Below are 17,042 nucleotides of genomic sequence, written 5' to 3' on the forward strand. Positions count from 1 at the left end.
GTGGGCGCACCGCCCTCGGAGCGCGAGAGGTGCCGCTCCGGTGCCGCGCCCGCGTCCGCCGTCGAAGTGAGTCATGAACGCCGCAACCCCCTCCCAGCCCGCGCACTCCTCGCTGGTCGAGCGCATCGAGGACGTCGACGTCTCCACCGAGATGGAGGGCTCGTTCCTCGAGTACGCCTACTCGGTCATCTACTCGCGCGCCCTTCCCGATGCTCGCGACGGTCTGAAGCCCGTGCAGCGCCGGATCCTCTACATGATGAGCGAGATGGGTCTGCGTCCCGATCACGGCCACGTGAAGTCGGCCCGCGTGACCGGCGAGGTGATGGGCAAGCTGCACCCGCACGGCGACGCCTCGATCTACGACTCCCTCGTGCGCCTCGCGCAGCCGTTCACCCTCCGGGTCCCGCTGGTCGACGGGCACGGCAACTTCGGCTCCCTCGACGACGGTCCGGCGGCCGCCCGCTACACCGAGGCGCGTCTCGCTCCCGCCGCCCTGGCGATGACGGAGCACCTCGGCGAGGACGTCGTCGACTTCGTCCCCAATTACGACAACTCGCACCAGCAGCCGGAGGTGCTGCCGGCCGCGTTCCCGAACCTCCTGGTCAACGGTGCGAGCGGCATCGCGGTCGGCATGGCCACGAACATGGCCCCGCACAACCTCATCGAGGTCATCGGCGCGGCGCGGCACCTCATCGCGCACCCCGATGCCTCGCTCGAGGATCTGATGTCCTTCGTGCCCGGTCCCGACTTCCCGAGCGGGGGTACCATTGTCGGTCTCGCGGGTGTGCGGGACGCCTACGCCACCGGGCGGGGCAGCTTCAAGACCCGCGCCCGCGTCTCGGTCGAGAGCATCACCGCCCGCAAGTCCGGGCTCGTGGTGACGGAGCTCCCGTACCTCGTCGGCGCCGAGAAGGTCATCGACAAGATCAAGGACGGCGTCCAGAACAAGAAGCTGAGCGGCATCGCCGACGTCACCGACCTCACCGACCGCGACAACGGACTCCGACTCGTCATCGGGATCAAGACCGGCTTCAGCCCGGAGGCGGTGCTCGAGCAGCTCTACCGCTACACCCCGCTGGAGGACGCGTTCGCGATCAACAACGTCGCGCTCGTCGACGGCCAGCCCCGCACCCTCGGGCTCAAGGAGCTCCTGCAGGTCTACGTCGGCCACCGCGTGACGGTCGTGACGCGACGCTCGCGGTACCGCCTCCGCAAGCGTCAGGAGCGGCTGCACCTCGTGGAGGGACTCCTCGTCGCGATCCTCGACATCGACGAGGTCATCCAGCTCATCCGCGGCAGCGACGACACCGCGGCCGCGCGGGCGCGCCTCATCGAGGTGTTCGATCTCAGCACGATCCAGGCCGACTACATCCTCGAGCTCCAGTTGCGCCGTCTGACGAAGTTCTCGCGCATCGAACTCGAGACCGAGCGCGACACCCTTCTCGCCGAGATCGCCGAGCTCGAAGAGCTCCTGGGCAGCCGCGCCCGGATCGAGGCGCTCGTCTCGGACGAGCTCGACGACGTCGCCCAGCGCCTCGGCACCCCCCGCCGCACCCTGCTGACCGAGGCGCGGCCGTCCGTCGCGACGACCGGTCGCAAGACCGCGGCCGTACTCGAGATCGCCGACGTCCCGTGCCGCATCCACCTCAGCACCACGGGCCGCATGGTCCGCGTCGACCGCGATCCGGAGGCGGCCGCGCAGCCCGTCCGCGCGACGCGCCGCAGCAAGCACGACGCCGTGCTGAGCACCCTCGACACGACCAGCCGGAGCGAGATCGGCGCCGTCACGTCCGCCGGACGCCTCCTGCGCTTCTCCCCCGTCGACGTCCCGTCCGTCCCGTCGTCGTCCGTGCAGCTCGGAGCGGGCGTCCGGATGGCCGACTACCTGACCGGCCTGGCCAAGAACGAGCGCGTCCTCGCCCTCGTCGCGCTCGACGACACCCGGCCTATCGCCCTCGGAACCCTCCAGGGAGTCGTCAAGCGCGTCTCGGTCGCCGAGCTGCAGAACCGGCCCGACGTCGAGCTCATCGCACTCCGTCCGAAGGACGCGGTGGTCGGAGCGGCACCCGCCGCCGACGACGACGAGCTCGTCTTCGTCACCGGCGAGGCCCAGTTGCTGCGCTTCTCCGCCTCCGCTGTGCGCCCCCAGGGCCGGACCGCGGCGGGCATGGCGGGCGTGAAGCTCGGCGAGACGGACGAGGTGGTGCACTTCTCGGTCGTCTCGGCGGACGATCACGAGGACGCCGTCGTCGCGACCGTCGCCGTCGACAGCTGGGCGCTGACCGGCACCGACGCCGGCAGCGCGAAGGTCTCGCCGTTCTCGGAGTTCCCGCCGAAGGGCCGCGCGACGGGCGGTGTGCGCGCGCAGCGCTTCCTCAAGGGCGAGACGGCGCTCGGAGTCGCCTGGGTCGGCCCCGGCCCCGCCCACGCCCTCGAGGCCGACGGCTCGGTCGCCGCGCTGCCCGAGTCCGGGATGAAGCGCGACGGCTCGGGTGTGCCCGTCGCCGTCCCGATCGCGACGATCGGCGCGGCCCCCGAGCTGCTCTGACGTGTGGGCTCGCCCGAACCGGGGCGCTGCCCTCTCGAAGGGCGGCCCCTGCGCGGGTCAGACGTCGATGCGGTCTCGCGAGAGCGTCTCGGACCCCCGGACGATGAAGTCCTTCCGCGGCGCGACCTCGTTGCCCATCAGCAGCTCGAAGACGCGGCCCGCGTTCTCGGCGTCCGAGACGCGGACGCGTCGCAGCGTCCGGCGCGCCCGATCCATCGTGGTGGTCGCGAGCTGGTCCGCGTCCATCTCCCCGAGGCCCTTGTAGCGCTGGATGGGGTCCTGGAACCGGCGTCCGGCCTTGGCGAGACCGGCCAGGACGCCCTGCAGCTCCTTCTCGGAGTAGGTGTAGATCGTCTCGTTCGGCTTCTTGCCCGCGTTCATGACGACCACCCGGTGCAGCGGGGGCACGGCGGCGAACACGCGCCCCGCCTCCACGAGCGGACGCATGTAGCGGAAGAAGAGCGTCAGCAGCAGGGTCCGGATGTGGGCGCCGTCGACATCGGCGTCGCTCATCAGGATGATCTTCCCGTAGCGCGCGACCGAGAGGTCGAAGGAGCGGCCCGAGCCGGCTCCGATGACCTGGATCATGGACGCGCACTCCGTGTTCGAGAGCATGTCGGCGACGCTGGCCTTCTGCACGTTGAGGATCTTGCCGCGGATGGGCAGCAGCGCCTGGTACTCGCTGTTGCGGGCCAGTTTGGCCGTGCCGAGCGCCGAGTCGCCCTCGACGATGAACAGCTCGCTGTTCTCGACGTCGTTGCTGCGGCAGTCGACGAGCTTCGCGGGAAGCGAGGAGGACTCCAGCGCGTTCTTGCGGCGCTGCGTCTCCTTGTGCGCGCGGGCCGAGATGCGCGACTTCATCTCGGCGACGACCTTCTCGAGCAGCTGCGACATCTGCGTCTTGTCCTCGCGCTTGGACGAGGAGAACACCGCGCCCAGCGTCGATCCGACCGTCTGGGCGACGATCGCGCGCACGGCCGGCGTCCCGAGGATCTCCTTCGTCTGCCCCTCGAACTGCGGCTCGGGCAGGCGTACGGTCAGCACCGCGGTCAGGCCGGCCAGGACGTCGTCCTTCTCGACCTTGTCGGAGCCCGCCTTGAGTCGGCGGGCGTTCGCCTCGACCTGCGAGCGGAGCAGCTTCAGCAGTCCCTGCTCGAAGCCGGTCTGGTGCGTGCCGCCCTTGGGAGTGGCGATGATGTTGACGAAGCTGCGCATCACCGTCTCGTAGCCCGTTCCCCAGCGCAGCGCGATGTCGACCTCGCAGGTGCGCTCGACCTCGGTCGAGACCATCGCACCGCCGGGGGTGAGCACGGGGACGCTCTCGGTGAAGGTGCCGGTGCCCGTGAGCCGGAGCACGTCGGTCACCGCGGAATCGGGGGCGAGGAACTCGACGAACTCCGAGATGCCGCCGTCGTAGCGGAACATCTCGGCGCGCCGCTCCTCGGCGCGGTCGTCGACGATGTCGATCGTGAGCCCCGGCACCAGGAACGCCGTCTGCCGCGCCCGGGTCACCAGGTCCTCCGTCTGGAACGCGGCGCCCTTGGTGAAGATCTGCCGATCGGCCCAGTAGCGCACACGCGTGCCGGTGACGCCCTTCGCCACCTTGCCGACGACGGTCAGCTCCGAGCCGTTCTCGAAGGGCGTGAACGGGGCGTCCGGAGTCGGCTCCCCCGCATCGGCGAACCGCCCGGGCTCGCCGCGGTGGAAGGACATCCGGTAGGTACGGCCGTTGCGGTCGACCTCGACGTCGAGTCGCTCGGACAGCGCGTTGACGACGGACGCGCCGACGCCGTGCAGGCCGCCGGACGCCGCATAGGAGCCGGAGCCGAACTTGCCGCCCGCGTGGAGCTTCGTGAACACGACCTCGACGCCGGACAGCCCCGTCTTGGGCTCGATGTCGACCGGGATGCCCCGCGCGCGGTCGCGCACCTCGACGCTGTCGTCGGCGTGCAGCACGACGCTGATCTCGCTTCCGTGCCCGCCCAGGGCCTCGTCGACGGAGTTGTCGATGATCTCCCACAGGCAGTGCATGAGGCCGCGCGAATCGGTCGAGCCGATGTACATGCCCGGCCGCTTCCGGACCGCCTCGAGGCCCTCCAGCACGGAGAGGTGACGGGCGGAGTAGTCGGTGGAGGCCATTCCTCCAGTTTACTTTCGCGGGGTCGTCCCGCCCCGACGCGACGCGGCACTCCGAGGGGCCGAGCGCCAGTGCTCGGGCGCCCCTACGCGCAGAGCGAAATGCCCCTCGATCGTCTCTGCGCGGAAACAATCGCGTGCTTGGATGGGTTCCATCAAGCAGAGATCGAAGACCGAGTGCAGGAGGCCAAGTCATGTCGACCACCGCAACCCCTAATGGCGTGGACGAGCTCGCGGGTGCCCACCAGCTCTCCGCCGCCGACCGCTGCGACAGCTGCGGCGCCCAGGCGTACATCCGCGTCGTCGTGAACAACGGAGAACTGCTGTTCTGCGCGCACCACGGCAAGAAGTACCAGGAGAAGCTCTCCAGCATCGCTCAGAGCTGGCACGACGAGTCCGCGCGGCTCTTCGAGGAGCAGCGCCCCTGATCGTCCGGGCATCCGCCCCCGATCGGCCGTCAGGGCGCTGAGCGCGTCCTACCGTCCGACACCGAGCCGCTTCGCGATGACCTCGCGGGCGGCTCGTGCTGTGTCGTCTGCCTGACGCAGCCGCGGGTCGTCAGCCTCGTAGTCGAGGCCGTGCCGCTCCGCGACCCGGTGGAGGATCCTGTCCGCCAGGACCGGGTTCTTCGCGAGCAGGGGCCCGTGCAGATGGCTGCCGAGCAGCGATCCGGCGAGGTACCCCTCGACGCCGTTCCCGTCGCCCACTCCGTGCAGCACCCGCCCGAGCACCGAGCCCGGATCGATGCCCTCGAAGCGCCGGACGTGGTTCTCGAACCCGACGAGCACCCCGGAGGCGCTGTCGAGGACGAGGTCGTCGGTCACCCGCTCCGCAGCGGGAACGCTCCGGCCCGGGAAGACCCCGATCCCGCTCACGACACCTTCCAGCGTGCTGAAGGACTCGGCGAGGAGCTCCCAGCCCGCGCCGATCGCGACGAACTCGGTTCCGGAGTCGGCCCAGCCGCGGACGGTGGCGTCGACGTCGCGGAGAACGTCGAGCACTCCCGGGAGATCCTGATCCGCGCCGGTGCCGGCCACCAGGACGTCCGGCCGCTCGCGGAAGTCGTCGCGGTGGTGCAGGCCGACCAGCTCGGCCTCCAGCCCCGCCCAGCGTGCACGGGCGACGAGCACGCGCGCGTTCGCGGCGTCCCCGTTGCTGTCGAGGACGTCGGGGGCGAGCACGCCGATCCGCAGGACGGTCACGAGGTCTCCTCGCGGTTGGAGGTGAGCTGGAGGTGGGCCCGCGTGCGGCGCATCGAATCGGCTGAGAACACGATCGTCTTCCGGCCCACGGAGGGCGCGGGCAGCGCGAGGAAGCGGTCGAGCGCGCGTCCGAGATCGTCGTCGACGGAGTCGATCTCGACGCCGTCGTACTGCAGGTGCAGCGCCGCCTCGTGGGCCTTGGACCCCGAGACGGCGCTGACGCGGCCGAGTCCGGAGGTGTCCACCGGCCAGAAGTAGGACGGATCGCGCACGTCGGAGCCGATAGCGAGCATGATCTGCTCGGTCCCCGACGGGATCTCCGCGATGTTCAGTCGGTAGCTCGCCGGGTTCTGCACCAGGACGAACTCGACCTCCTGTCCGCGCACGACGACGACCTCCCCCCGTCCGAACACGGGGTCGATCGACGACAGTGCGGTGGACGCGGTGGCCGCGATGAAGCGCTCCCCGAGCACCGCGCGGGCGGCGGAGACGGCGGCCGCGGCGTCGACGGCGTAGTGCACTCCGCGCGCCGGGAGTCGGACGTCGAGTCGCTCGCCGTCGCTGTCGATCGAGGCGGCCGCTCCGCTCGTCGCCGAGACGACGGTCGTGGCGCGATCCGTGCCGGACTCGGCCTCGGCCGCGTATCCCAGCCCGCCGGGAGCCTCGCCGCGGACGTCCGCGGAGACGCCGTACCAGCGCACGCGCTCGTCCGGCAGGGCCGCGGCGAGGGCGGCGACATGCCGATCGTCGGCGTTGAGGATCACGTGACCGGTGGCGCGCTCGGAGATGGTGGCGAGCATCCGGGCGACCATCGCGGGGTCGAAGAAGCGGTCGATCTGATCGACGACCACGTTGGTGAGGGCGACCACGCGGGGGCGCATGCGCGGAGCGAGGCGGGCGCCGTGACCCTCGTCCATCTCGAGGACGGCGATGTCCGCGTCGATCCGGCCCCGCAGGTCCGTCCGCTCGAGCAGAGCGGAGGTGAGCCCCTGCGCGATGTTGGCGGTCGAGGGGTTCGTGAAGACGCGCAGCCCGTGGGCGCGCAGGACGGCGACCAGCATCTTCGTCGTCGTGGACTTGCCGGCGGAACCGCTGACCACGACGAGTCCCTCCGGGAACCCGTCGAGGACCGCGGGCAGGAATCCGGGCGCGACGCGGTTCACGACGAGTCCGGGCACGGCGGATCCCCCGCCGGGCTTCCGGACGCGCGCCGCGAACCGGGCGGCCCTCCCGAGGAGGACCGCCGGCGCGTAGCGGATCACCGGTCTACTCGAGGTAGTCGCGGAGCGACTGCGACCGGGACGGGTGGCGCAGCTTCGCCATCGTCTTGGACTCGATCTGGCGGATGCGCTCGCGCGTCACGCCGAAGGTGTCGCCGATCTGGTCGAGGGTCTTGGGCATCCCGTCGCCGAGGCCGAAGCGCATGCGGATCACGCCCGCCTCGCGCTCGGAGAGGGAGTCCAGGAGCGACTCGAGCTGCTTCTGCAGCATCGTGAAGCCCACGGCGTCGGCGGGGACGACGGCCTCGGTGTCCTCGATGAGGTCGCCGAACTCGCTGTCGCCGTCCTCGCCCAGGGGCGTGTGCAGCGAGATCGGCTCGCGGCCGTACTTCTGCACCTCGATGACCTTCTCGGGGGTCATGTCGAGCTCGCGCGACAGCTCCTCGGGCGTGGGCTCGCGACCCAGGTCCTGGAGCATCTGACGCTGCACGCGGGCCAGCTTGTTGATGACCTCGACCATGTGCACCGGGATGCGGATGGTACGGGCCTGGTCGGCCATCGCGCGGGTGATCGCCTGGCGGATCCACCACGTCGCGTAGGTCGAGAACTTGAAGCCCTTGGTGTAGTCGAACTTCTCGACGGCGCGGATCAGACCGAGGTTGCCCTCCTGGATCAGGTCCAGGAACTGCATGCCGCGGCCGGTGTAGCGCTTCGCGAGGCTGACCACCAGGCGGAGGTTCGCTCCGAGCAGGTGGCTCTTCGCGCGCTGTCCGTCCTTCGCGACCCAGCGCAGCTCGCGGACGAGCTCGGGGCTGAGGTCGGTCGAGTTCGCCAGCTTGTCCTCGGCGAAGAGACCCGCCTCGATGCGCATCGCGAGCTCGACCTCCTCGGCCGCGTTCAGGAGCGCGACCTTGCCGATCTGCTTGAGGTAGTCCTTGACCGGGTCGGCGGTCGCTCCGGTGATCGCCGTCGAGTAGACGGGGACCTCGTCGTCGTCTCCGCCGAACGAGAGCACCAGCGCACCGCTGGGCAGCGGTGCCTCCGGTGCGGCGACCGGTGCGACGGGAGCGTCGGGGGTCTCGGCGTCGTCCTTGGCCTCGGTCTCGGTGTCCTCGACGACGACCACCTCGGTGTCGTCGTCGTCGGCCTCCTCGGGCTCGACGGCCTCGGTCGGCTCCTCGTCCTCAGCGGGGGCGGCGGCCTTCGTCGCCGCGGTCTTGCGCGGGGCCTTCGCCGCGGCGGGCTTGCGTGCTGCGGGCTTCTTGGTCGTCGTCACGTCGTCGTCGACGGCGTCGAGCGTTGCGGTCTTGGTAGCTCTGGTGGCCATGGCGGCACCTCTCCATCCGTTGCGTCCCGGTCGCGGGCGGCTCCGGAGAGCGCCGTCCGTCGGTGGGCATTACGAGGACCCATGTCAAGTCGAGGACGTCGCACGCCCGACGTGGGCCTGGTGCTCCTCGACCCGAACGGGTCCTATTGACAATTATTGCACGCCTGAGTAGTGCGGTCGCGCGCGGAGCCGTGGAAGGCCCGGATCGATCGGCCGCGAGCCGCCGGCGCCGATCCCGTCGACCCGCGATCCCCGCCGGAGGAAGGGCCGGCGCGCTTCGTCAGCGGCCGGATCGTCCTCGGCGCAGACGGTCATTCAATGCAACCCAGAGAGGGGCCACCGTTATTCCCTCGTCCTCCGCCAGGCGACGGCGGGTGCGCCGACGGGCGCTGATCAGACCGAGCACGCCGAGCCCGACCACGACGTACTGCACGCACCACGCGAGACGGAAGCTCTCCAGGGAGTACAGCGAGGCGGAGTCCGCTCCGGGCCCGGCGAGCGCGTCCAGGATGAGCCCGATGGCGAACATCATCGTGAAGCTCGCCAGGAACCCGCCGACGTTCACGACTCCGTTCGCGGCACCGAGACTCCGCGACGGGTTGAAGGTGCGGGCGAAGTCGAAGCCGATCATCGATCCGGGCCCGCCCGCGCCGATCACGACCAGGAGGAGCACGACGAGCCAGTACGGCGGCACTCCCGGCCAGAGCAGCACGACGGTCCAGGCGAGCGCCATGGTCGAGACGATCCCCAGCACCAGGTTGCTCCGGCGCATCGGATGCCGCGCCGTGAGCACGCCCAGGATCGGCCCCACCACGATGCCGGCGATCACCACGATGGTCAGCGTCGGGGCCGCGACCGCGGGCGGCAGGCCGATGGCGTAGACGAGGAAGGGGTATCCCCAGAGGAGGGTGAAGACCGTCCCGGAGGACTGCGTCACGAAGTGCGACCAGAAGCCGAGCTGGGTCCCCGGCCTCCGCAGGCTCACCCCGAGCTGCGCGATCGTCGCCCGCAGCGTCGGCGGTGTCAGGACGATCGGCTCGGTCCGGGGCGGAAGATCGCTGACGAGGAGGAGCACGCCGAGGAAGGCGACCGCACCCAGGCCCGCCGCCGAGAGGAAGGCGGGCGTCCATCCCGCCGAGTGCAGGACCGCCGCGAACGGGAGGGCGGAGAGGATCTGGCCCACCTGGCCGATGTTCCCGATCCACTGCGACAGCTGGGGCACGATCGGACCGCTGAACCAGGCGACGGTGAGGCGGATGACGGACGTGAAGATCGCGGCGTCGCCCGCGCCGACCAGGATCCGGCCGACGATCGCGACTCCGATCGACGGGGCGAGTGCCAGCACCACCTGGCCGACCATCATGAGCGCCGTGCCCGAGAGGATGAGCGTCCGAGGCCCGTACCGGTCGATCAGGATGCCGACGGGGATCTGCATCCCCGCGTAGACGATCAGCTGGACGACGGCGAGCGAGGACAGCACCGCGGCGGTGATGTCGAAGCGCTCAGCCGCGTCGACCCCTGCGACGCCCAGCGTGGTGCGGTCGAGGACCGCCACCAGGTAGGCGAAGGCACCGGCTCCGAAGACGAACCACGCTCGACGAGATCGCACTCGCCCGAGCCTATCAAGCCCGCGCGCCCCCACCGGGGGGCAGGGCTAGGCGCCCGAGGCCTCGTCGCCCGGGCGGCGGATGGCCAGGAACTTCTCGAGCTCCGCGGCCAGCGCGTCCGCACTCGGAACCGCTCCGTCCTCGTCCGTCAGGGGCGAACGGAGGCTCGTGCCCTCCATGTAGGTGTCGTGACGGGACTCCAGCGCCGCGACCAGCTTCTGCAGCTCGTCGTTGCCGCCCACCTGCTCGTCGACCTTCGCGAGGAACTCCCGCCCGCTCTCGCGCAGCCGGTCGGTCGGGAAGATGAGGCCGGTCGACGCCGAGATGCTCTCGAGCGCGGCCACGGCGGCCTGCGGGTACTCGGTGTCCGAGAGGTAGTGCGGGATGAGCAGTGCGAAGCCGACGGCGGGCATCCCGAGCTCGTAGAGGCGGTACTCGAGCAGGTGCAGGACGTTCGAGGGGATCTGCGTGTGCGGGCGCCAGACCGACATCGCCTCGACGAGGTCCTCGCGGTTGCCGCTGACGGTGACGCCCACCGGCCGCGTGTGCGGCACGGGCATCGGGATCGCGTGCACCCAGGTGGTCCCGGCGACCTCGAGGCGGTCGATGAGGCCGACCACCGCGCGGGTGAACCGCTCCCACTGGAAGTCGGGCTCGAAACCGGTGAGGAGGAGGAACGGCTGGTGCAGCTCGTCATGTGCGAGCGAGAGGCGCAGCGTCGCCGGGCGGTAGTCGGTCAGGTGGTCCTGGTCGAACGTGATGATGGGGCGCCGCGCGCGGTAGTCGAGGAGCTGATCCTGGTCGAACGCCACGATCGCCCGGTGCTGGAGCGTGTCGAGGAGGTACTCGTTCAGCTGGCCGACGGCGCCCCCGGCGTCGGTGAAGCCGGTCAGTCCGGCGACGAGGTGGAGCCCGCGCGGCACGTCGGCGAGGTCGCCCTCGATCTCGAACAGGTCTTCCGGATCCAGCATGCCTTCCACTGTAGACGGCGCCCAGCAGGGGCCGGCGAGCGGCGCTGAGCCCTGAGCGAACAGTGCTCGGGAACACGGCCTAGCATGGCCGCCATGCCCCTCTCCTCTCTCGAGTACACGACCGCGCCCGCCTCCGACATCGACACCGACGCCCTCGTCCTCGGCGTCGCTCCGGGGCCGGACGGCCCCCGGATCGTCGGCGCGGACGGCTTCGAGGACGTGGTCAGGGCCCTTCCGTCGCTGGGTGCGACCGGATCCGTCGAGTCGGTCCTCCGGGTCCCGTCGGCCGGTCCCGCGGGCGTCCTCGTGCTGGTCGGCCTCGGCTCGGACGACCCCTCCCCCACGGTCCTGCGCACCGCCGCCGGCCTCGCCGTGCGCACCCTCGCGGGGACCGCCTCCGTGGCCCTCGCCCTTCCCACGAGCACGCCGGAGGCACTCGCCGCCGTCGCCGAGGGAGCCGCGCTCGGCGCCTACTCCTTCTCGGCCTTCCGCGGCACCACGGCCGAGACGGTGAAGACACCGGTCGAGTCCGTGGTGGTCGTCACGACCGATGCCGAGTCGGACCCGGCGCTCCTCGAGCGCGCCCTCGTGCTGGGCCGCGCGGTCGCCGCCGTCAAGGACCTCGTCAACACCCCTCCGTCGCACCTCTACCCGCAGACCCTCGCCGAGGCGGTGCAGGACGGAGCGGCCGGCCTGCCCCTCGAGGTCACCGTCTGGGACGAGGCGGCCCTGGCCGAGGACGGCTTCGGCGGGATCCTCGGGGTCGGCAGCGGATCGACCCGGCCCCCGCGCCTGGTCAAGGTCGCCTACTCGCCCGAGGGGGCGACCGCCCACCTCGCGCTCGTGGGCAAGGGCATCACGTTCGACAGCGGCGGACTCTCGCTCAAGCCGCCGGCGTCGATGGTCGGGATGAAGTACGACATGACCGGTGCGGCGACCGTCTGGGCGGTCGCCCGCGCCGTCGCCGAGCTGGCCCTGCCCGTGCGGGTGACGGCCTGGCTCTGCATCGCCGAGAACCTGCCCTCGGGCAGCGCGATCCGCCCCAACGACGTGCTGACCATCCGCGGCGGCACGACCGTCGAGGTCCTGAACACCGACGCGGAGGGACGCCTCGTGCTCGCCGACGGCATCGTCGCCGCGAGCGAGGAGCAGCCCGACGCGATCATCGACGTCGCCACCCTCACGGGTGCGGCGATGGTCGCCCTCGGCAACCGCTACACGGGAGTGATGGGCGACGACGAGCTGGTGGCCCGCGTGATCGGCACGGCCACCGCTGCGGGCGAGCCGTTCTGGCAGATGCCGTTCCCGCCGGAGCTGCGGCCACTGCTCAACTCCGACGTCGCCGACCTCGCCAACGTGAAGATCGGCAGCACCGCCGGGGGCATGCTCATCGCCGGGCACTTCCTCCGCGAGTTCGTCGGCACGCGCGGCGAGGGCGAAGACGCCACCACGATCCCGTGGGCCCACCTCGACATCGCCGGTCCGGCGAACAACTCGGGCAGCGCCTACGGCTTCACGGGCGCCGGGCCGACCGGGGTCTCCGTGCGGGCGCTCGTCGCGCTGGCCGAGGGCTTCGCGAGCGCGTAGTAGGGTCGACGGGGCGGGAGATCCCGCCTCGTCCCCTCCTCCTCCCGCGCTGCGCTCCGCGTCGCGACCGGTACGGAGCGACCGGGGATCGCACGTCGCAAGGGAGTCACCGGGTGTCGGAAGAGAGCTACGACCTGGTCGTGCTCGGCGGGGGCAGCGGCGGGTACGCCGCGGCGCTGCGGGCCACTCAGCTGGGGATGAACGTCGCTCTCGTCGAGCGCGACAAGCTCGGCGGCACCTGCCTCCACCGGGGCTGCGTCCCCACCAAGGCCCTCCTGCACGCCGCGGAGCTGGCGGACGGCGCCAAGGACGCGCAGAAGTACGGCGTCCGCGCAAGTTTCGACGGCATCGACGTCGAGCAGGTGACGGAGTACCGCCGCGGCGTCGTCGCCGGCAAGTACAAGGGACTGCAGAGCCTCATCTCCTCGCGGGGCATCACCGTGGTCGAGGGCGACGGCCGACTCTCCGGTCCGAGCACCGTGACGGTGGGCGAGCACGTCCTCCACGGACGCTCGATCGTCGTCGCGACCGGCTCCGCGTCGCGGACGCTCCCGGGCATCACGATCGGCGGCCGGATCCTCACCAGCGACGAGGCGCTCGAGCTCGATCACGTGCCGGCTCGCGTCGTCGTGCTGGGCGGCGGAGTCATCGGCGTCGAGTTCGCGAGCGTGTGGCGCTCCTTCGGCGCCGAGGTCACCATCGTGGAGGCGCTCCCCCACCTCGTGCCGAACGAGGACGAGAGCGCGAGCCGACAGCTCGAGCGTGCGTTCCGCAAGCGCGGCATCGCGTTCGAGCTCGGCTCGCGGGTCTCCTCCGTCTCCCAGTCCGACACCGGAGTGAGCGTCTCGCTCGAGAACGGCACCGTCGTCGAGGGCGAGCTGCTGCTCGTCGCCGTCGGCCGGGGTCCGGTCACGGCCGGCATCGGGCTCGAAGAGGCCGGAGTCGCGCTCGATCGCGGCTTCGTCGTCACGGACGAGCGCCTGCGGACCTCGGTCCCGGGCGTCTACGCCGTCGGCGACATCGTCCCCGGACTGCAGCTCGCGCACCGCAGCTTCCAGCAGGGGATCTTCGTCGCCGAGGAGATCGCCGGTCTCGCCCCGCAGGTCGTGAGCGACCTCAACGTGCCGAAGGTGACCTACAGCGATCCCGAGGTGGCCTCCATCGGGCTGACCGAGGCGGGCGCCGTGGCGGAGTACGGAGCCGAGCGCGTCGCCGCGTACGACTACGGCCTCGGCGGCAACGCGCGCAGCACGATCCTGGGCACCAGCGGATCGGTGAAGGTCGTCCGCGTCGTGGACGGACCGGTCGTCGGCGTGCACATGGTCGGCGCCCGGGTCGGCGAGCTGATCGGCGAGGCCCAGCTCATCGTGAACTGGGAGGCGCACCCGGAGGACGTCGCACCCTTCGTGCACGCGCATCCGACCCAGAACGAGGCGCTCGGCGAGGCGCATCTCGCGCTGGCCGGGAAGCCCCTGCACGCCCTCTAGCACCACCGCGGGGCGGCGACCCGCCGCTCCCGCATCACTAAGCTGAACACTGTACGCACACGTCTTAAGGAGACAGGATCATGAGCGAATCCGTCAGCCTCCCGGCACTCGGAGAGAGTGTCACGGAAGGAACGGTCACCCGCTGGCTGAAGAACGTCGGGGATCGCGTCGAGGTCGACGAGCCCCTGCTCGAGGTGTCGACCGACAAGGTCGACACCGAGATCCCGTCGCCCGTCGCCGGTGTCATCGAGGAGATCCTCGTCCAGGAGGACGAGACCGTCGAGGTCGGCGCCGAGCTGGTCCGGATCGGCGACGGTTCCGCGTCCGCGGCGCCCGCCGAGCCCGAGGCCCCCGCCGCCGAGGAGGCTCCGGAGGTCGAAGCCGCCGAGACCGAGCCCACCGACGTGGCGACCCCGTCGGTCGACTCCGACAGCGAGGAGGAGGCTCCGGCCCCCGCCGAGCCCGAGCCGGCCCCCGCCGCCGAGAAGCCCGCCGCCCCCGAGGCCGCCGCACCGGCTCCCTCCGTTCCCGCACCGGCGCCCGCGGCCGCCGCGCCCGCCCAGGCCGCGACCCCCGAGCCCACCGACTCGGACCCCGGCTACGTGACCCCGCTCGTGCGCAAGCTCGCGAGCGAGCACGGCATCGACCTCGCGTCGCTCACCGGCACCGGTGTCGGCGGCCGCATCCGCAAGCAGGACGTGCTCGACGCCGTCGAGGCCGCGAAGTCGGCTCCCGCCCCGGTCTCGGCTCCCGCCGCCGCCGCGGCGAAGGCCGCTCGCACCCCGCTCGAGACCTCGCCGCTGCGCGGAACGACGCAGTCGCTGTCGCGCCTGCGCAAGGTCCTCGCCCAGCGCGCCGTCGAGTCGATGCAGTCGACCGCTCAGCTCACCTCGGTGGTCGAGGTCGACGTGACGAACGTCGCCCGCTTCCGCGACTCGGTGAAGAAGAGCTTCCAGGAGAAGACCGGCGCCAAGCTGTCCTTCCTCCCGTTCTTCGCGCTGGCGGCCGCCGAGGCGCTGAAGGCCTACCCGGTCATCAACTCCACCCTCGACGGCGACTCGATCGTCTACCCGGACCACGAGAACATCAGCATCGCGGTCGACACCGAGCGCGGCCTGCTGACCCCGGTCCTGAAGAACGCGTCCGACCTGAACCTCGCGCAGATCGCCTCCACCATCGGGGACCTCGCCGAGCGCACCCGCAACAACAAGCTCAAGCCCGACGAGCTGGCCGGCGGCACCTTCACGCTGACCAACACCGGATCGCGCGGCGCGCTCTTCGACACCCCGGTGGTCTTCCTTCCGCAGACCGCGATCCTCGGGACCGGCATCGTGACCAAGAAGCCCGCCGTGCTGCAGGTCGACGGTCAGGACGTCATCGCGATCCGCTCGACCGTGTACCTCGCGCTCTCGTACGACCACCGCACGGTCGACGGTGCCGACGCGGCGCGCTTCCTGGTCGCGATCAAGGAGCGCCTCGAGGAGGGCTCGTTCGAGAACGACCTCGGCATCTGAGCGGACTCGTCCGCTGAGGGGACGGCCTAGCCGCCCTCCTCGGTGAACACCTCGCGCAGGAGCCAGCCGGCCTCCGTCCTGATGATCAGGACGGAGGCCGCTGTCGTCTCCCCCGCCTCGGCCGTCGCATCGATCGAGAGGAGAGCGGACGCCCCTTGCTCGTCCGTCAGAGCGGCGTGGTCGACCGTTCCGAGTGCCGCCACGAAATCCGGTCCGCCGTCCGAGCGCAGCGGTGAATCCTCAGCGCTCAGGCTGTCGATGCAGCTCCGATCCGTCGCTCCGGAGCAGGACGCGAAGCTCCGGAGCAGCGCGGTCGCCGCTTCGGCGGCCGGGAGGTCGGCGGAGGGAGGTCGGGGCGGGACCCCTGAGACATTTCCGGTCGGAGCGGCCGACGTGGCTCGCTCGCGCGGCGCGCTGACGTCCTGCTCGTTCCCCGCGACGAGTCCGGCGACGAGAGCACCTACGACGACCGCTGCCGCAGCGAGCAGCGGACCGCGACGCGCGGTCGCCATCGCGACGGCCCGACTCCTCCAGCCGTCGAGCGGGTGCACGCGCCGGTGCCGGGCGAGTGCTGAGGCTCCGGCCGCCGCGGAGCGACGCCGCAATCGGAGTCGCCACGTCGCGGTGATCCCGGCGATGCGCGTGCGAGCGCTGGGCGAGCCGGTCGGCCCCGGCTCCGGACCTTCGGACGCGGCCGGGACCGCCGGCGCCGTGAGCAGCTCTCCGAGAGGAGCGGGCGCCGCCCAGCGGTAGAGGTGCGCTTCGAGTCCAGCGAGATCGGCGTCCTCCGGAGGACTCGACTCCGGAGCGGCCGCGAGCAGCACCGCGCGGAAGGCCGACGCCGGCGTGGATTCGGCCCCCGCCTCTCCCAGCAGGAGGACGGGCCTCCCTTCCGCCGTCAGGCCGACGGATCCGGTGCCGATCGACAGGACGACGCCGTGGTCCGCGGCGTCCCGCAGCGCCTGCGCGATCGGAGCGAGGACGGTCACCGCGGCGCCCGCCGGCAGCCGGTGCCCTCGCTCCAGGACCCGGGCGAGCGTCTCCACGACCGCCGGTCGCGTCAGCAGGACCACGACCCCGTCGTCCACGCAGAGGTCGACCAGGGTCTCGCGGTGCCCGTGCTCGGGCAGCAGGGCCACCCCGTTCCGCAGGGCGACGGCGGCGTCGTCGACGGAGCAGAGGCGCGCCTCGAGGCCCTCCCCCTCGGGCCCGCGCACGAGGTGCCCGCGCGCCGACGGGCCCACGACCTCGTATCCCGCGACCCGTCGTCCTCGCTCCTCCTGCACCCGCCCCGTCTCCGATCCCATCCCCCGAGGATCGACCGACGCACCGCCCGCCAAGGGCCGCCGATCCTGATCTGGGGACGACCGGGCACAGCGGCCGCCGGGGAGGAGCCTCTCGCTGATCGAGGGGGAACGGTCCCTGCGGCCGGGGCGGCTCGGT

At 71.5% G+C, this 17,042-nt stretch carries 12 protein-coding genes; 5 read left to right on the top strand and 7 right to left on the bottom strand.

From position 1 onward, the window contains the following. Positions 1-73 precede the first annotated feature (73 nt). Positions 74-2,548, top strand: coding sequence for a DNA gyrase/topoisomerase IV subunit A (locus LRG51_RS01890; RefSeq protein WP_230670695.1), 2,475 nt, complete (start codon positions 74-76; stop codon positions 2,546-2,548). A 57-nt stretch (positions 2,549-2,605) separates the two neighbouring features. Here LRG51_RS01890 and LRG51_RS01895 read toward each other — a convergent pair whose 3' ends face one another. After that, a complete protein-coding gene (locus LRG51_RS01895; protein WP_055792282.1) occupies positions 2,606-4,687 on the bottom strand; it encodes a DNA gyrase/topoisomerase IV subunit B in 2,082 nt (693 codons plus the stop codon). 191 nt (positions 4,688-4,878) lie between these two features. Between LRG51_RS01895 and LRG51_RS01900 the strand changes: the two genes are divergently transcribed. Then, on the top strand, positions 4,879-5,112 hold the full coding sequence (locus LRG51_RS01900; protein WP_055792284.1) for a DUF7455 domain-containing protein: 234 nt from the start codon (positions 4,879-4,881) through the stop codon (positions 5,110-5,112). 48 nt (positions 5,113-5,160) lie between these two features. Here the strand turns inward: LRG51_RS01900 and LRG51_RS01905 are convergent, their stop codons facing one another. The 5 genes from LRG51_RS01905 to LRG51_RS01925 form a co-directional block, all read right to left on the bottom strand. Beyond that, complete coding sequence (locus LRG51_RS01905; RefSeq protein WP_055792287.1) at positions 5,161-5,886, bottom strand: type 1 glutamine amidotransferase; 726 nt, start codon at positions 5,884-5,886, stop codon at positions 5,161-5,163. Next, the gene (locus LRG51_RS01910; protein ID WP_055792290.1) at positions 5,883-7,148 is read right to left on the bottom strand and encodes a Mur ligase family protein; all 1,266 of its coding nucleotides are present in this window, start codon (positions 7,146-7,148) and stop codon (positions 5,883-5,885) included. The genes LRG51_RS01905 and LRG51_RS01910 overlap by 4 nt, the downstream gene beginning before the upstream one ends. A 4-nt stretch (positions 7,149-7,152) precedes the next feature. Then, a complete protein-coding gene (locus LRG51_RS01915; protein ID WP_055792292.1) occupies positions 7,153-8,433 on the bottom strand; it encodes an RNA polymerase sigma factor in 1,281 nt (426 codons plus the stop codon). 280 nt (positions 8,434-8,713) lie between these two features. Next, positions 8,714-10,042 carry an MFS transporter gene (locus LRG51_RS01920; RefSeq protein ID WP_055792294.1) on the bottom strand — a complete coding sequence of 443 codons (1,329 nt, stop codon included), beginning with the start codon at positions 10,040-10,042 and terminating at the stop codon, positions 8,714-8,716. 45 nt (positions 10,043-10,087) lie between these two features. After that, positions 10,088-11,011: a proteasome assembly chaperone family protein gene (locus tag LRG51_RS01925; protein ID WP_055792297.1), complete on the bottom strand. Its 924-nt coding sequence runs from the start codon at positions 11,009-11,011 to the stop codon at positions 10,088-10,090. Positions 11,012-11,104: 93 nt separating this feature from the next. On the opposite strand from LRG51_RS01925, the gene LRG51_RS01930 reads away from it, so the two are divergent. From LRG51_RS01930 to sucB, 3 genes are all read left to right on the top strand, one after another. Next, entirely contained in the window at positions 11,105-12,598 is a 1,494-nt protein-coding gene (locus LRG51_RS01930; RefSeq protein WP_055793142.1) for a leucyl aminopeptidase, read from the top strand. Between the two features lie 113 nt (positions 12,599-12,711). Beyond that, positions 12,712-14,085: a dihydrolipoyl dehydrogenase gene (lpdA, locus tag LRG51_RS01935; RefSeq protein WP_055792301.1), complete on the top strand. Its 1,374-nt coding sequence runs from the start codon at positions 12,712-12,714 to the stop codon at positions 14,083-14,085. A gap of 80 nt (positions 14,086-14,165) precedes the next feature. Next, complete coding sequence (gene sucB, locus LRG51_RS01940; RefSeq protein ID WP_230670698.1) at positions 14,166-15,599, top strand: 2-oxoglutarate dehydrogenase, E2 component, dihydrolipoamide succinyltransferase; 1,434 nt, start codon at positions 14,166-14,168, stop codon at positions 15,597-15,599. 26 nt (positions 15,600-15,625) lie between these two features. Here sucB and LRG51_RS01945 read toward each other — a convergent pair whose 3' ends face one another. After that, positions 15,626-16,906 carry a hypothetical protein gene (locus LRG51_RS01945; protein ID WP_055792306.1) on the bottom strand — a complete coding sequence of 427 codons (1,281 nt, stop codon included), beginning with the start codon at positions 16,904-16,906 and terminating at the stop codon, positions 15,626-15,628. Between the last annotated feature and the right edge of the window lie 136 nt (positions 16,907-17,042).

Origin of the sequence: Rathayibacter sp. Leaf248, from assembly GCF_920939495.1 — a bacterium.
GTDB classification, from domain to species: Bacteria; Actinomycetota; Actinomycetes; order Actinomycetales; family Microbacteriaceae; genus Rathayibacter; species Rathayibacter caricis.

Bases quoted from the DNA above. Each gene is read 5' to 3' on its own strand.
- LRG51_RS01890 (WP_230670695.1), top strand. From the start codon at position 74: ATGAACGCCGCAACCCCCTCCCAGCCCGCGCACTCCTCGCTGGTCGAG.
- LRG51_RS01895 (WP_055792282.1), bottom strand. From the start codon at position 4,687: ATGGCCTCCACCGACTACTCCGCCCGTCACCTCTCCGTGCTGGAGGGC.
- LRG51_RS01900 (WP_055792284.1), top strand. From the start codon at position 4,879: ATGTCGACCACCGCAACCCCTAATGGCGTGGACGAGCTCGCGGGTGCC.
- LRG51_RS01915 (WP_055792292.1), bottom strand. From the start codon at position 8,433: ATGGCCACCAGAGCTACCAAGACCGCAACGCTCGACGCCGTCGACGAC.
- LRG51_RS01925 (WP_055792297.1), bottom strand. From the start codon at position 11,011: ATGCTGGATCCGGAAGACCTGTTCGAGATCGAGGGCGACCTCGCCGAC.
- LRG51_RS01930 (WP_055793142.1), top strand. From the start codon at position 11,105: ATGCCCCTCTCCTCTCTCGAGTACACGACCGCGCCCGCCTCCGACATC.
- sucB (WP_230670698.1), top strand. From the start codon at position 14,166: ATGAGCGAATCCGTCAGCCTCCCGGCACTCGGAGAGAGTGTCACGGAA.
- LRG51_RS01945 (WP_055792306.1), bottom strand. From the start codon at position 16,906: ATGGGATCGGAGACGGGGCGGGTGCAGGAGGAGCGAGGACGACGGGTC.